Source organism: Thermogemmatispora tikiterensis (assembly GCF_003268475.1).
GTDB lineage: Bacteria > Chloroflexota > Ktedonobacteria > Ktedonobacterales > Ktedonobacteraceae > Thermogemmatispora > Thermogemmatispora tikiterensis.
This window is the reverse complement of sequence record NZ_MCIF01000002.1, coordinates 3,333,010-3,347,549: the sequence shown is the minus strand read 5'-3', so window position 1 is coordinate 3,347,549 and position 14,540 is coordinate 3,333,010. Positions and strand designations below refer to the sequence as shown.

The 14,540-nt window shown below is 60.2% G+C and carries 10 protein-coding genes; 2 read left to right on the top strand and 8 right to left on the bottom strand.

Annotation, left to right across the window (positions count from 1 at the left end; translation table 11 throughout):
• Positions 1-593: 593 nt before the first annotated feature.
• The 3 genes from A4R35_RS13485 to A4R35_RS13475 form a co-directional block, all read right to left on the bottom strand.
• Positions 594-1,736, bottom strand: a complete 1,143-nt coding sequence (locus tag A4R35_RS13485) for a DUF2330 domain-containing protein (protein ID WP_189361779.1) — start codon at positions 1,734-1,736, stop codon at positions 594-596.
• Positions 1,737-1,859: 123 nt separating this feature from the next.
• Positions 1,860-2,747: a sulfite exporter TauE/SafE family protein gene (locus A4R35_RS13480; protein WP_112430181.1), complete on the bottom strand. Its 888-nt coding sequence runs from the start codon at positions 2,745-2,747 to the stop codon at positions 1,860-1,862.
• Positions 2,748-2,966: 219 nt separating this feature from the next.
• Positions 2,967-4,637 carry an MFS transporter gene (locus tag A4R35_RS13475; RefSeq protein WP_112430179.1) on the bottom strand — a complete coding sequence of 557 codons (1,671 nt, stop codon included), beginning with the start codon at positions 4,635-4,637 and terminating at the stop codon, positions 2,967-2,969.
• Positions 4,638-5,183: 546 nt separating this feature from the next.
• Here A4R35_RS13475 and queA point away from each other — a divergent pair.
• Positions 5,184-6,359: a tRNA preQ1(34) S-adenosylmethionine ribosyltransferase-isomerase QueA gene (gene queA, locus A4R35_RS13470; protein WP_112430177.1), complete on the top strand. Its 1,176-nt coding sequence runs from the start codon at positions 5,184-5,186 to the stop codon at positions 6,357-6,359.
• A gap of 21 nt (positions 6,360-6,380) precedes the next feature.
• On the opposite strand, the gene A4R35_RS13465 is transcribed toward queA, so the two are convergent.
• From A4R35_RS13465 to A4R35_RS13445, 5 genes are all read right to left on the bottom strand, one after another.
• Positions 6,381-7,565, bottom strand: a complete 1,185-nt coding sequence (locus tag A4R35_RS13465; RefSeq protein WP_112430175.1) for a tetratricopeptide repeat protein — start codon at positions 7,563-7,565, stop codon at positions 6,381-6,383.
• Positions 7,566-7,675: 110 nt separating this feature from the next.
• Positions 7,676-8,050, bottom strand: coding sequence for a response regulator (locus tag A4R35_RS13460; protein WP_112430173.1), 375 nt, complete (start codon positions 8,048-8,050; stop codon positions 7,676-7,678).
• The gene (locus tag A4R35_RS13455) at positions 8,034-10,736 is read right to left on the bottom strand and encodes a sensor histidine kinase (protein WP_112430171.1); all 2,703 of its coding nucleotides are present in this window, start codon (positions 10,734-10,736) and stop codon (positions 8,034-8,036) included. Before A4R35_RS13455 ends, A4R35_RS13460 begins: the two co-directional genes overlap by 17 nt.
• Before the next feature lie 257 nt (positions 10,737-10,993).
• Positions 10,994-12,112: an ABC transporter permease gene (locus A4R35_RS13450; RefSeq protein WP_189361777.1), complete on the bottom strand. Its 1,119-nt coding sequence runs from the start codon at positions 12,110-12,112 to the stop codon at positions 10,994-10,996.
• 83 nt (positions 12,113-12,195) lie between these two features.
• On the bottom strand, positions 12,196-13,083 hold the full coding sequence (locus tag A4R35_RS13445; protein ID WP_223258329.1) for an ABC transporter ATP-binding protein: 888 nt from the start codon (positions 13,081-13,083) through the stop codon (positions 12,196-12,198).
• Positions 13,084-13,494: 411 nt separating this feature from the next.
• Here A4R35_RS13445 and A4R35_RS13440 point away from each other — a divergent pair, with 411 nt between their 5' ends.
• Positions 13,495-14,535: an ATP-binding cassette domain-containing protein gene (locus A4R35_RS13440; protein WP_112430167.1), complete on the top strand. Its 1,041-nt coding sequence runs from the start codon at positions 13,495-13,497 to the stop codon at positions 14,533-14,535.
• The last annotated feature ends 5 nt before the right edge of the window (positions 14,536-14,540 follow it).

Here is a 14,540-nt window from a genome sequence, read left to right as displayed (position 1 = left end):
CTTCCCCCCCCGTCCGTTGACTGGCCCTGGCGCGGCGCGGCGCTACGTTGCGACCTCCTTGGCTCTTCGCTAGATTAGATTCTCGCCAGCTCCCGATCTGCGTGGGGGCTTGCTGGATGCGCTATACGCAAGACGATTGTAAGTGCTTCTTTATTGTTGTACGTTCTTATGGATCTATTTTTCAAGGTGATGATGGGAGTTTTTAGACCTATTTCCTATTTTGGGTCAGATTTCTTGTGTAAGAATGACTATCGAAGATCCCTGAGATTTCCATCGCAATTATCATCGATATTACTGCCTGCATGCTTCAAGACAAGCGAGCAGTAATATCGATTTTTACCTCGATAAGAAATGTAATTCCCGGGTGAAGAGGCCGTCAGGGGGCGAAGAAGGGATTGATTTTGAAGCAAGGATCACGAAACGTGCTCTAATTAAATTTAAGGGGGGATATAGATGGAGAGGCTGGAAAGGTCTTTGTACTGGTGATGGTATTTCTGTCAGATCGCTAGGGCAGCAGAGAGCAGAGCGAGCGCAGCCGCCTGGTCAGTTCTGCTGGAGGACAACTACGCTCGCCTCAGGCGTAAAGGAAGCGTTCATCCGTGGTGGGAAGAGACCCTTCCAGGCATATTGCCCCCGCGACTCCGGTAATGCCAGAGCGCCAGGCCAGCAACGAGCAGCAGGAGGCCGGCCGTTTCTAGCAGAATAGGCAAAGTTCCCTGGGGCAGAGCGGGTACCCATTCTGGCAGATAGAAGCCTGAGGGCTGCCGCAGTTGCTGGGGAGGAGTACCAAAGCTGACAGCATGCATCAGCCCTGGCTGTGGGCTAACCTGCAAATCATAAGTGACCTGGGGTGCCGGCGCTGTCAAACTGAGATAAGTAAGCCAGCTTCCTGGCCAGACCCAGCTCATATTGCGGTCACTCACCAGATCGTGATAGAGGGTCTCGTTCAGCGGCTCCTGGAGACGAATCTGTAGACCCGGCGCCCCGGGCACCTGGCTGCCCACTGGCGATAGTCCCAGGTGATAAGCCCAGTCGCTGGTATAGAGAGGCTGATCAGTCAGCAGGAATAGATCGGCATTCACCGTATCAGTGCCGATAGCCAGCACCTCCAGCGGCACCCAGAGTTGAGGCAAGCGCATCGTGATCAGCAGCGGCGTTCCATCCCCCTGGGTCAGGCCGCGCTGGCGGGCCTGTGCAGCGTCGAACTGCACAGCCATGAAAAAAGGACTCGCCTGACCGTAGACCAGCAGGTGATCCCGTGTTTCCTCATCGAGCAGAAAGCCATGTTGGGTGGCCCAGTCAAGAACAGCCGCCCCCTTGCCTTTGACCACCGTGATATTCAGCGCTGCAATCTGCACGCGCTGCACTACCTGGACGCTGGCCGCACTCAGCTGCACCGCTGCTGGCACTGCCTCGTGTGCCAGCAGGCGCTGCTGAACCTCCAGGCTCAAGCGTTGCAGGGTCCAGGCGCCTCCCTCCTGAATGCGCAGCGGAGCCGTTGGTAGTGGCACGATCCAGCCGAGACGGCTGGCATCCCCCTGGTAGGTGAAGCTGGTCAAATAATACTCGATGCCGGCGTGCCAGGCCACCAGCGTAGTTGCGCGTTGCAGGCGTACGCTGCCGTTGGGGGCCAGCAGTCCCCCGCAGGCCAGAGCAGGCTCCGCCTGCAGCAAGGTCAGGAGCAGCAACAACAAAGCCGCAAGCGGCCCCTTCCAGAGGCGGTATATGATCGACATCTGGACACCTCCTTCGTCGATGGATGACCCCATCCGAAGGACGGCGCCTTCGTCCTAAAAGTTCCCCTTCTGTTTGGGACCGCTCGCCTCTTTAGTTAACGGGCGGTCTCGGCTCAGCAGCGGTTATTTGCCGCTGTGTCCCAGGATATAGATATTGATAAAGAAGTAGAGGGTCATAGTCACGCCGACCAGCGTCACAAAGAGGCGTACCCAGCGCTGGTCGATTTTGCGCGCGTAGTAGGCACCGCCGTAGCCGCCGATCACGGCTCCCACCACCATCAGCAGGGCCTGGGGCCAGAAGACCGCGCCGGCCAGCGCAAAGGTAATCACTGCCACCCCGTTGATCAGGCCCGCCAGCAGGGTCTTGAGGCCATTCATCTCATGGATATTTTCCATACCCATCATGCCCAGCGTGGCCAACATCAAGATGCCGATACCGCCGCCGAAGTAGCCCCCATAGGTGGCGATCAGCAGTTGAAAAAAAGAGACGCTGACCAACTTGAGAGGGGAGAGCTTCTCTGCGCTCCAGGCCAGGGTTCCCGCCGTCAGGGCTTCTGAGGAGAGCGTGGCCTCCTCAGTCGCAGTCGTACTGGCGGTAGCCGCTGAGAGAGCCGCTGCTGCGCGTCGCTTGCGCAAGAGGGCTGTCAACCGTGGGCTAACGGCGAAGAGGACCGTAGCGATCAGGAGCAAAGGCGGAATCAGCAAGGTGAAGGTCTGCTGAGGTGTGCGCAGCAACAACAATGCGCCCAGGATGCCGCCAATGAGACTGGTGCCGCCCAGCACTAGCATCAATGCCCGTGGCTGCCGGGCCAGCTCGTGGCGATAGGCACCAGCACTGGCCACCACGCCCGGCCAGAGTGCGACCGTGTTGGTCGCGTTGGCATTGATGGAAGGCACGCCAGTAAAGATCAGCGCTGGAAATCCGATAAAGCTGCCTCCACCGGCAACCGAGTTCAGCATGCCGCCGAGCACCGCGGCCAGAAAGAGCAGAATGGCCTGTCCAAGGGTCATAGACGTATTCCAACTTTCCTTTGTGAGAATGATCCTCCTGTAATCATAGCAGCAAAAAAAGTGGGAAAAGGAGAGGCTCTCACTCACTCTCCCGGCTTGCAGAGGCCTCGGAGACCGGTTCTATCGGGACCGGGATGCCGGGCAGGCGGAAGAGCGCCAGGAGTGAGAGCCTCTGCCTGACTGAGACTGAGATCAGAAGAGCGACGGCAGGCTGCCGACCTAGTGGCTTAGCTCGGCCATCCCGGCCTGATGTCTGCGCCGCTCCTCCTTGCCACGTACCAGCGAAGTCCCTACGCCGATGGCGGCGATCAGAGCGCAAACCAGAAAGGCGCTCTGGAAAGCATGGCTGAAGGTCTGTTCAAGCGCGCCGGCCCTGGCCAGAGAGAGGGCGCCGTGGGCGCGCAACATTACAAGCTGGAGGCCAGCGTCGGCGCCGCCCAGACTGGTAAAGACCGCGCCGGCGAGGGCTACGCTGATGCTCTGGCCCATCGTGCGGCCCGTGGCCAGGAAGCCTGAAGCGCTGCCCTGCTGCTCACGCGGAGCATCGCCCATCAGCGCGCTGCTGTTGGGCGATTGGAAGATCGCCTGCCCCATCCCTGTGACCACCAGGCGCCAGATAATATCCCAGATAGAGCTGTGAGCATTCAGCTGGCCCAGCAAAATCAATCCCAGACACGAGATCGCCAGCCCGGTGGCCGCCAGCCAGCGCGAGCCAATGCGATCCGCCAGGCTTCCGCTGAGCGGCGCTACACAGGCGAGCGTGATAGGCAGGGGCGTAAGCAAGAGACCAGCGACCTCCGTCGGGAAGCCGTGCAGCTGCTCCAGGTAGAACGGCATCAGGAAGCTGACCGCGAAGAGCGACATGAAGCAGAGAATCAGACTGATGTTGGCCGAAAGGAAGACGCGTCGCCGCAGCAGCGAAAAGTCGATGACCGGGTAAGCCACGCGCTGCTCGATGAAGTAGAGCGCGATCAGGGCCGCCAGACCACCCAGTAAGCTGACCAGGACAAACGGCGAGAACCAACCCAACTCCTGCCCAAAGGAAAGAGCAAGGGTAATGCCGGCCAGGCCCAGACCCAGGGTCAGCGCTCCCAATGGATCGAACCGCCCCTGACGCTGAGCATGGCGCTCCTTGAGCAGGAACCAGGTGGCGAGGAGGCCGATGATGCCAACTGGGACATTGACGTAGAAGATCCAGCGCCAGGAGAGAGAGGTGGTGATCAGGCCGCCTACCGTTGGGCCAACGCTGACGCCAAGGGCCACGTTAATGGCGTTGAGGCCCAAAGCTCTCCCCCGCTCGAAGGGAGGGAAGGCGCTGGTCAACATGGCCGGCGAGATGGCCATCATCAAGGCGCCACCAATACCCTGGAAGCCACGAGCAATGACGAGAAAGAGCAGCGAGGGTGCCGCCCCACAGATGGCCGAGCCAAAGGTGAAAATGACCAGCCCCAGCAACCAGACAGGCTTTTGCCCCACCATATCGGCCAACCGCCCGGCTGTTAGCAGCATAGAGGCTGTGGTCACAAGGTAGGCGATGGTCACCCACTCAACTGCCCCATTGAGCGGCACATGAAAATAATTCGCTATAGCAGGCAGACTGATATTGACGATCGAGCCGTCAAGGGTGGCCATGAAGACACCAATGGCAAGAATGCCAAAAACGAGCCATTTGTTGGTCTCAATGACCGTTGCCGACTGGCCCCCCTGCTGCTCGCTGTGAGCTGCAGCACGCGGTAAGCGCGGCTCAATCACCGGGAGGGTAACTGTCTCTCCTGTCCGCCGCTCCTGCTTATGGCTGTGACCGTTGCGCTCTACCTGCTCGCAGGGCTGGCTCGTCTTCTCCTCCTGGAATAGGCGCAGTTCTGACAGTTGGGGATCTTGTTGCTGCATTATCCTTCCTGTTCCACTCACTCCCAATAGATACAAAAATTGGAGTCTATGTATATGCTTTGGATAGAAGCACTGAAGTGCTATCTGCGCTGCTCATCTGCGATAGTGTAGATCGTCTCAAAGAAGAGGGTGTATGGCAAGGCGCTCGCATCCACAGAAGATATATTTTGGCTGGTTCCATAGACTATGGGGCGCTGTGGTAGCGAGACACTCTCTTCATATTCTCTTTACATAAAACAACTCTGAGAGAAAGGACATTCCTCATACCGACATATCGCCAAGTCGGAGCACCAAAAACTGTCCTTTTGGACAGGTTGTTCTATCAGATCTACCAGATCTGCTCTCGCGTCCTGATTGTCCGCCTCATACCCTCGTCATCGTTCGGCTTTCCTCTGTAACGTGGGCATGCTATCATACATCACGGTTCTGAGAGCTATGAAGGGATGTGCTCTTTTATGCTGTCCGGTTTGCCACAGTGCGACATCGAAAAGTGCTCTTCCTTATATTAAATTAGAGAGAGAAAGATAGAAAAAGGATTGATGGACGATGCAAGACAATCCATCAGAGTTCCAGAGGCAACAGCTGCCGATTCAGGGAACTCAGGGACAAGAAGGACTTTCCTACCGGATCAGCGACTATGACTACGAGCTGCCGCCCGAACTGATCGCTCAGCAGCCGATCGAGCCGCGCGATGCCTCGCGCTTACTGGTGGTCCATCGCACCACGGGCGCCTTAGAGCACCGCCACTTTCGCGACATCGGCGACTATCTGCGCGCGGGCGACCTGCTGATCGCTAACCAGAGTCGCGTTATTCCTGCCAGGCTGCTTGGCAAGCGCGAGGGCACTGGGGGAGCGGTCGAAGTCCTGCTGCTGGCCCATCGGGCCGATCTGGGAGCGGACACCTGGGAAGCGCTGGTTCGTCCTGGTCGGCGTCTGCGCGAAGGCGCGCGCATTCTCTTTGGTGAGGATCGGGAGGCGGGTCTACCGGCACGCTTGCAGGGGGAGATCCTGGGGCGTACCGAAGCGGGCGGACGTTTCATTCGTTTTGCGCTGACGCCCGAGTATCTGGCCGTTCACAACCAGGCTCAGACCAGGCCACCGGCAGTTGCACAGGTGATCGAAGAGATTGGGCGCATGCCCTTACCGCCCTACATTCGTGAGCCGCTGGCCAATCCTGAACGTTATCAGACCGTCTACGCGCGTATCGCTGGCTCGGCGGCGGCCCCCACAGCTGGACTGCACTTCACGCCGGAGCTGCTCGATCGTCTGCGTGCCCAGGGGGTGCGCGTGGGCTTTGTGACCCTCCACGTTGGCCTCGATACCTTCCGCCCGGTCGATGTCGAAGATGTGCGCGATCACAAGATGCACAGCGAGGAAATTGACATCGACGAGACCACGGCTGCACTGGTCAATGAGACGCGGCGGGCTGGAGGGCGCGTCGTCGCTGTGGGCACGACCTCGGTACGGGTGTTGGAGAGTGTTGCCAGTCTCTTCAACGGTCAGGTGCGTGCCTATCATGGCCACACTAACCTCTTTATTACCCCTGGCTATCGCTTCAAGGTGGTCGATGCCCTGATCACTAATTTCCACCTGCCACGCTCGACGCTGATCCTCCTGGTCAGTGCCTTCGCAGGCAAGGCGCTGATCGAGAAAGCCTATCAAGAGGCCATTCGCCAGCGCTACCGCTTCTACAGCTTTGGCGACGCGATGTTGCTGCTTTAATTTTTCGCTCTCTGGCCTGGCTCAGGCTTCCAGCAGAGCGCGGGCGTAATGGCCATAGAAGCCTGGATTGGCCCAGCGCAACGGGGAGAGCAGCGGCAGGGGCAGCCCGCGGATGAGGGCCTCGCGAAGTGCCTGGTGGGCCTCGGCCTCGTGTCCCGATGTTACCCAGATAACGGCCTGCCAGAAGGGCGCCCCCCAGTGCTCATCGGCGCCAGCGGCGGTCTGGGCCCGGCTGATGGCCGCCTGGGCCTCGGCCTGCTCTCCCCGTATCCAGGCACTGGCTGCCTGGCAGAGCAGAGCCACGTACTGCTCGGGAGCGGTGCGAGCCAGGGCTTGCAGGCGCTCTGCAAGTCGCTCATTGGGACGCTCTTCGCACAGGGTCACCCAGCAGGCCAGCCAGCCGTGATCGATATGCATTGGATTGAGGGTTGTGGCCCGCTGGCAGTCCTGGCGTGCCCCAGCAAGATCTTGCAAGTAGAGAGAGGCCAGAGCGCGGTAATGGTAGGCACAGGCAAAGTTTGGACGGGCCTGCAGCACGCTATTCAGATCGACGATGGCCTGACGCGGCTCCCGTAGCTGCAGATAGACCAAGGCCCGTTGAAAGATCAGCGAGGCCTCGTGCGGACTGTACTCCAGGGCGCGACAGTAGTCGTGGAGGGCTGCATGGGGATCTTTGAGCCGTTGATAGAGAGCCGCCCGCTCCGGGTAGATGAGAGTGGCCAGACCCGCATCAAGCTCCAGGGCCCGTGTATAGCTGCTCAGGGCCTGCTGATAGGCAGCCAGGCGGGTGCAAATGCGCCCGCGCAGATAATGGGCCTCGGCCAGTGCCGGTTGAAGACGCAGGGCTTGTTCACAGTCACTCAGGGCCTGTTGATATTGGCCAGCCTGATAGCAGGCTTCCCCACGGCGCAGATAGAGCACAGCCTCGTCGCCTGCCATAGCGAGGGCGCGGCTGTACAGCTCGATGGCTCGTTGAGGCTGGCCCCGGCGGAAGTACATGCTTCCCCGTCGCGCTAGCGCCGCAGCTTCTGCCTGATAGCCTTGCTCCTCTTTGGCTGGACGCCGGGGGTAGATCAGCAGGCCAGGCCCCTCTCCCTGGAGACAGGGAGCAATATGCAGGAAGCGATAAATAAAGTGATAAACGGGAATGATGCTGGCAAACGTTGTAAAGATGCTCAAGGCAGTAAACATGCTGGATGGATTCATGCAGGCCGCTCCCGGTCAACATTGGCTCTCTGTTGTCTTTCATATATTATTGTAGGCAATAGAGCAACAGAGGACAGGGGGAGACGGACAGCAATAGGAGGGTGCAACGCTCATGGGGAGAGTGAGTGGAAAGGGGCGAGGGCCTGCAAGACATCCTCGACCGAGAAGGGCTTTGGCATCAGGCCGTCGGCCTGCAGGGGAGAGGCGCCGGCCAGGCGGTCCATCGCCGACATCAGAATAATGCGGTGGCGGCGGCGCAGCTCTGGCTGAGCGGCCAGTCTGCGGCAGAGCGTGCTGCCATCCATCACTGGCATCATCAGGTCCAGAAAGACCACGTAGCGCTCCTCGCCCAGCAGCACCTGCAGCGCCTCCTCGCCGTTGCGGGCTGTGCGCAGGCGGTAGCCCTCGAATTCAAGAATATCGATCATCATCTCGCGGATGAGCGGATCATCATCGACAATCAGCACGTTAAGCTGGCTCGTCATGGTCGCTGGCCGACTCTTCCTCCTGTTCGCGGACTTCTGGGGGTGGACTGGTGCGTGGCAGATAGAAGCTGAAGATTGATCCCTCGCCGGGCACGCTGCGCTCCAGCCAGAGCTTGCCTCCCATGGCCTCGATAAAGCGGCGGCAGATATAGAGGCCCAGGCCGGAGCCACGTACGGGCGTTGTCAACGTCCGAGAGGCGCGGACGAACTTCTCAAAGATCTTGTGCTGTTCCTCGGGAAGGATGCCCTCGCCCTGATCGCAGACGCTCACCACGGCCACCGGCAGGTCGGCCCCTTTCTCGATCAGGGCCTCATGATCGACCTGTTCCTCGGGGAGCGGCACCTCGCCCAGCGTCATCTCGCGCACGCGGATCTCGATCTGGCTATCCGGCGGCGAATATTTGGCGGCGTTATCAAGCAGGTTCGTCAGCACCTGGCGCAGCAATTGCGGATCGCAGTAGAGCCAGATGTCCTCGGGCACGTTGACCTGGATCTCCTGCTCGATATTGATGCTCAGAATGCTGACCGCCATCTGTACAGCGGTGCGCAGCTCGACTGGGCTGGGATGCAGCTCCAGCTTGCGCCCCAGGGCATCCATATTGGCAGCCTCGGTCATGTTGGCTACCAGGGCACTGAGCTGCTGAGCGGAGGCCGCAATCTTGCTGGCAAAGCGGAGAATCTGCTGCGGCGTGGCGCGCGCGCTCTGACGCTTGAGCAAGGAGGCATAGCCACTGATGGCGCTCAGCGGGGTGCGCAGCTCGTGGGAGGCGGTCACGATAAACTCATCCTTGAGCGTGTTCATGCGCTGCAGCTCGGCATTGGCCTCCTGAATCTGCTCGAAGAGCTGGGCGTTACGGATGGCGCTGGCGGCCTGACTGCAGAGAGCCAGCAGCATGCCGATCTCTTCGGGCTGAAAGACGCGGTCCTGGTGCGGCGTGTGGAGGGAGAGCAGACCCATCAGTTCGGTCTGGTACTGGACCGGAATCATGATCATGCGCTGAATCTGGGTCTCGCGCAGGAAGATGGCCCCTCCCTCGCTAGCCATTTGTGCCAGCTCTTCGGCCAGAGTGCCATCGAGATAGAAGAAGGCTCCTTCGCTCGCCATGCGCTCCAGGAGGGACCCCTTGAAGGGCAGGCGAATCATTTCGATCAGCTCGCGCTCCTTCTCGCTATCGGCGTGCATGAAGGAGAGCGCTTCATTGCTGGCCCCTTTGTTACTGCGGGCGTAGATGGCCTGAGCAATCAACTCTTGCCCATCGGGTGACAGCTGAAAGAAGACGCCGATCTCTGCCTCAACAAGGTTGGCGACGGCCCGCACGAAGTTGTCGAGCATCTCACGTACATTGAGCACGAGGCTGATGGACTGCAGGGCGCTGTTCATGGCGGCCAGCGACTCCTCGCGCTGCCGGGCCTTGCGCAGCAGGCGTCGAGAGCGCTCGTAGAGCCGCGCGTTCTCGATCCCGACGGTGATGATCTGGACCATCGTCTCCAGCACCTGGATGTCCTCGTGTCGGTAGGCGTTGGGCCGTTGGCTGGCCAGGCTGACTGAGCCGATGACGCGGTTGAACATTTTCATAGGCAGCAGGAGGAACGACTCGGCCTGACGCTGGTCGCCCCAGACGCCTTGCAGCAGCTCGTCGTATTCATGCTGGCGCAGATGGGCCGGGCTAAGCAGCAGTGTGCGCTTCTCTTCTTGGGTGACGCGCCACCACTGCCGCCGGGTGCGCGGCTCCACGGATTCGGTCGGCAAACCCTCGACAGGCCGGCCATCGCAGACCGCGTAAACATCATAGATCATGCGCGTATCGCGATCGTAGAGGGTGACCAGCATGGCCGAGACGTCGACGATACGCCGTGTGAACTGATAGACCTGCTCCAGCAGGTAGGCGAGATTGACGGTCGACGGAAAAATGGCGCTGAGCTGCTGCAGCGATTGCAGGTGCTCGCTGGTGCGGCGCTGGATCTGACGCAGACGATGGTTTTCCAGATAAAGGGCCATGCGCTCGGTGAAGGTGTGGACCTCCTGGCGCTGCTTGAGATCAAAGCCGGGCGAGGGCACCAGCTTGTAGAGAACCACAACCCCCAGAACCTGCGGCTGAGGCGCCGCGCGCTGGCCGCTCTCTTCCTGAGCAAGTGGCGGCTCCTGAATGGGGGCGGCAAAATACCAGTAGGGTCGGATGTCAAGGTTTAATGGCGTCTTGTGCTGCCCATGAAAGGCATAAACGTAGCTTTCATGCTCCATGATGCAGGAGCGATTCTCACGCCAGGTATAGCCGATCAGGTCCTGGCCTGGTGCATAGCGACTGCCGACCGGGAAGAGGCTCCCTGGCAGCGGCGGTACATCTTCCAGCTCCTCCTGAAGCCCGGGTGTCCGCTTCAGACGTCCGACCGCTGAGGAAGAAGGATCTTGCAGATTGATAGTTGTTCGCCTGCCGACGCGATGAACGCTCTCCGCGCCGCTCTGGCCTGTGCTCAGACTCAGACTGGGCTGGCCCCCTGCGCCTCCGTTGCGCAGACGCACGTGGAGCCTGATAACCATCTGCCCTAGCAGGGTATCATACAGCGCTAGACACGCTCCCTGTGCCGCGAAATGCCCCATCATCTGGTGCACCAGCTGCTTCAGGGTTGCTAGCGGATAAGCCTCATTGCGCTCTGGCTCCGGCTCCCCCCAGATTGCTGTCGGCATCGGTCTGTTCTCCTGTTTCCACTGCAGAAGCGCGCAAGCGGCAGGGGCGTGCAGGCTGCTGAGGCGGCCTGCTGGCTCGCCGCCGCTGGTAGCGTCTGCTGTGCTCGCGCTCTTCCTGTCGCGAAGACAGGATATCACAAGCTGTGTCTGTTGTCATTAGCCTGGTGCCTGTGGTAGGGGCCAGATTGTGGGCCAGCTGAGCGGGGCCGTGCTGGACCGTGACCGGTGATCAGCCCGAATCTCTCCCTTCCTTGAGGCTAGATGCTGCTTGCGACTGCCGCCTGCTGACGCAGGCTCCAGGCGGCCAGCATGAAGAGCAGCAGAGTCGTTCCGGCGATGACTGCCAGATCGGTTAACATTGTCGTGGCTGGCGTCTGGCCGGTCAAGGCGTTGTAGATACCCTCGGCCAGGTAGTAGACCGGAATGGCCTTGATGATCGTCATGAAAGACTGGTTCTGAATAAACTGCCCTAATGGACCGACGAAAAGTGCTGGCACGATGAAAAAGAAGATGAGGATACCCCCAACCGCTCCCGAGGCCGAGACGGTGTTAAAGAGGCAGCCGATCAGCAGACCGATGGCGTTGGTCAGGCAGGCCCCGATGAGCAGGAAAAGCAGCAGCCAGGGCAGGTTGCCGGTTAATCCCTGCATGATAAGAAAGACCAGTGCCAGCAGTAGCACCTGGTAAACCAGACTGACCAGCAGTTTGCCGGCAATGATGTCGCCGAAAGAGACCGGCGAGGCCAGCAGCATCCGCAGGGTCTTCTTTTCTTTCTCTTCGATGATCAGGCCCGGTACGATACCGGTGGCATTCATGATGGTCATGACGAGCACGTACATGACGAAGAAGGCTTTACTGTTTTCGCTGAAGGTACTCGGCTGAGGCGGATTAATCGTGCTGGTGACGACGGCCAGCGGCGGCTCGGGCGCGACGACCTGGCGCCCGTAATCGGTCAGGGCTTGAGCCAGTAGGGTGCGCTGGGTGATCCCAATGCTATCGCCGTTGATAAAGAGCTGTAGCTGCGGATGGCGGCCCGCGCGCAGGTCGCTCTCTAAGGTGGGGGGAACGATCAGACCGAGCGCGTAGGAAGACTGCTTGTGGACTCCGTCAGGACCAAAGGCCGCTTCGACCTCGGCAGCGCTGGCCGCGTGCGTGATGGTGGGCGTCGAGAAAGCGGCGCTGACGATATGCTCAATCGGCGATTGGCCTGGGTTGTAGATGAGCAGGCGCGTTGGTGTTCCACCAATGAGGCTATTAATGAGGCTGAAGAGCACGGCCATGAAGATAGGTATAAGCAGCCCGACGAGCGTCGCCTTGTTCTGGACGATATCGATGAGATCCTTGCGGGCAATGGCCAGCATGCTGCGCAGGTGCATAGTGATAACCCTCCCTGAAGCAAATTTGTGCATTGCTCTTGTCTTCTGCCAGGCTGACTGGACGATAACGAAGAAGATGACAGCTAGGATAGCGGCACGCCGGCGACGCGGAAAAAGACCTCTTCCAGGCTGGCCTCCTGCGTGTGGAGAGCACGGACCCGTCCCTCGCTGAGCCAGCGCGTCAGCCGCTGCTGATCGCCAACATCATCTAGCTTGAGGGTGATGTCGCACAGGCGCCGGCTGTGGTCCTGCTGCTCTTCCAGAGTGACCTGCAGCAGGCGTTTGCCGTGCTGCAATTTCAGATGCCGCGGGGTATCGTTAGCGACCAGGCGCCCGTTGACGATGAAAGCGACACGCTGACAGAGCTGGTCGGCCTCTTCCATGAGGTGGGTGGTCAGCAGGATCGTGGTGCCGGCTTCGCTCAGCTGCCGAATGACCTGGCGCACGGTATGCGCCGAGATGGGGTCGAGACCACGGCCTGGCTCATCAAGGAAGAGGACGGATGGCTGATGAAGCAGGGCACGGGCAATGAGCAGGCGCTGCTTGAGGCCCTGGGAGAACTTCCCCACTGGCTCGCGCGCGCGGTCGCGCAGGTCGACTAAGGTCAGTACTTCGTCAATGCGCTTCTCTGGCAGGCCGTAGAGCCAGCAGGAGAAGCGCAAATTGGCGCGCGCCGAGAGCCGTTCGTAGAGGTTTTGCTCCTCAAAGACGACGCCGATGCGCTGCTTCAGACGCAGGCGATCTCGGGCCACGTCGCAGCCGGCTACGCGCGCCCAACCGCTATCAGGGATAATCTGCCCGCTGAGGAGGCGGATGGTAGTGGTCTTGCCGGCCCCATTGGGGCCGAGCAGACCGAAGATTTCGCCGCGTCTGACGCTCAAGCTCAGGTCGGCGACGGCCTGGCGTTGGCCGAAGGTGCGCCGCAGCTGATGGGCTTCGATCATCAGCTCCGGCTCAAACTGGTGCTCCACGCTGGGATCTCCTTTCTTCTCTTCACTCTTCACTCTTATCGCTAGATTGTTAACGGCCTCTCTGTCTGTCTGTCTGCCTGTCTGTCTGCCTGTCTGTCTGCCTGGATCTTTGCCACCCGGCGGATGGCTCTGAGCTGACTGTACCATCTGCTGCCGCGCAACGCCACAAAAAAGGGCTGGCTGGCGTCATAGGAGTCCTAAGAGGCTGTTCTGCGGGGGTGAATGGTCGCTGATTGAGGCTGAGTGGAGCACAGGCTGACATGAATGGCGCAGCTCTGGCTGACGACAGGGGTCTACCAGAGGCCTGGATCTGCTCTTTCTGCCCGGGCCGGCTCTCCTGTATAATGATCTGCGAGAATCGTCATCGCTCGATTCAGACCCGGCTGCCGCGTCGTGAGAGGAAGGAGCGTTATGCTGTTAGAGATCTGTCGGCTGGAGAAGACGCTTGAGGGGCGAACCGTGCTTTCCATTCCCCATCTCCAGATAGGCGCGGGGGAAATCGTGGCCCTGGTTGGTCCTTCGGGCTGTGGCAAGACCCTCTTGCTGCGCATGCTGACCGGCCAGCTCAAGCCCAGCGGAGGAAGTATCATCCTGGACGGGCGCGATCTCTCGCGTGACCGCCGGGCGCGGACTCGTGTCGCCTTGCTCTTTGCGGAGGATCTGCTCTATGAGCGCTTGAACCCGCGGCAGTTTCTGGCTTTCTTCTGCACGCTCCATGCTCTCCCCTCTCGACGCATCGATGAGGTGTTGACGGCGGTCGGCCTGGGCGATCAGGTACGGCAACCGATCAGCAAGCTCTCACTCTCGGCCAGGCGTCGTCTCTCCTTCGCTCACCTACAGCTGCTGCAGCCGGCCCTGGCGCTGCTTGACGAGCCGGTGGAGCGCGTCGATTGGGATACTGCCCAGCTCTTCGCTCATCTCATCCAGAATCTGGCCGCCCAGGGTAGCGCCGTGCTGATCGGTGTCAGAGACCTTGCCTGGGCGGGCAAGTTCTGTACGCGCGTCATTGAGCTGGAGGCCGGGCGCATCAGTGGAGACTATAGCTATGCGGCGCGCTCTGGCGGGAGCGAAAGCAAGGGAGGGGAAGAGGGGACGGCGGCGCCGACGCGCTATGTCCCCTACAAGGTCACAGCGCGTCGTGAGGATCGCATCATGCTCTACGATCCCGCTGAGGTCCTCTATGCCACCAGCCGCGATGGTCGCACCATTCTGCGCACCGTTTCCGGTGAAGAAGCCACCACTAATCTCACGCTGCAGGAGCTGGAGCAGCGCCTGAGCGGGCGAGGCTTCTTCAAAGCCCATCGCGCCTACCTGGTCAACCTGCAGCATATCAAGGCCGTTATCCAGTTCACGCGCAACAGCTACACGCTCCAGCTCGACGATCCCCAGGAGACAATGATCCCCTTGAGCAAACAGTCAGAAAAAGAGCTGCAGAATCTGCTCGACTACTAACGGAG

Coding starts and splice junctions, on each gene's coding strand:
- A4R35_RS13480 (WP_112430181.1), bottom strand. CDS start 2,747: ATGACCCTTGGACAGGCCATTCTGCTCTTTCTGGCCGCGGTGCTCGGC.
- A4R35_RS13485 (WP_189361779.1), bottom strand. CDS start 1,736: ATGTCGATCATATACCGCCTCTGGAAGGGGCCGCTTGCGGCTTTGTTG.
- A4R35_RS13455 (WP_112430171.1), bottom strand. CDS start 10,736: ATGCCGACAGCAATCTGGGGGGAGCCGGAGCCAGAGCGCAATGAGGCT.
- A4R35_RS13450 (WP_189361777.1), bottom strand. CDS start 12,112: ATGCACCTGCGCAGCATGCTGGCCATTGCCCGCAAGGATCTCATCGAT.
- A4R35_RS13460 (WP_112430173.1), bottom strand. CDS start 8,050: ATGACGAGCCAGCTTAACGTGCTGATTGTCGATGATGATCCGCTCATC.
- queA (WP_112430177.1), top strand. CDS start 5,184: ATGCAAGACAATCCATCAGAGTTCCAGAGGCAACAGCTGCCGATTCAG.
- A4R35_RS13440 (WP_112430167.1), top strand. CDS start 13,495: ATGCTGTTAGAGATCTGTCGGCTGGAGAAGACGCTTGAGGGGCGAACC.
- A4R35_RS13475 (WP_112430179.1), bottom strand. CDS start 4,637: ATGCAGCAACAAGATCCCCAACTGTCAGAACTGCGCCTATTCCAGGAG.
- A4R35_RS13465 (WP_112430175.1), bottom strand. CDS start 7,565: ATGAATCCATCCAGCATGTTTACTGCCTTGAGCATCTTTACAACGTTT.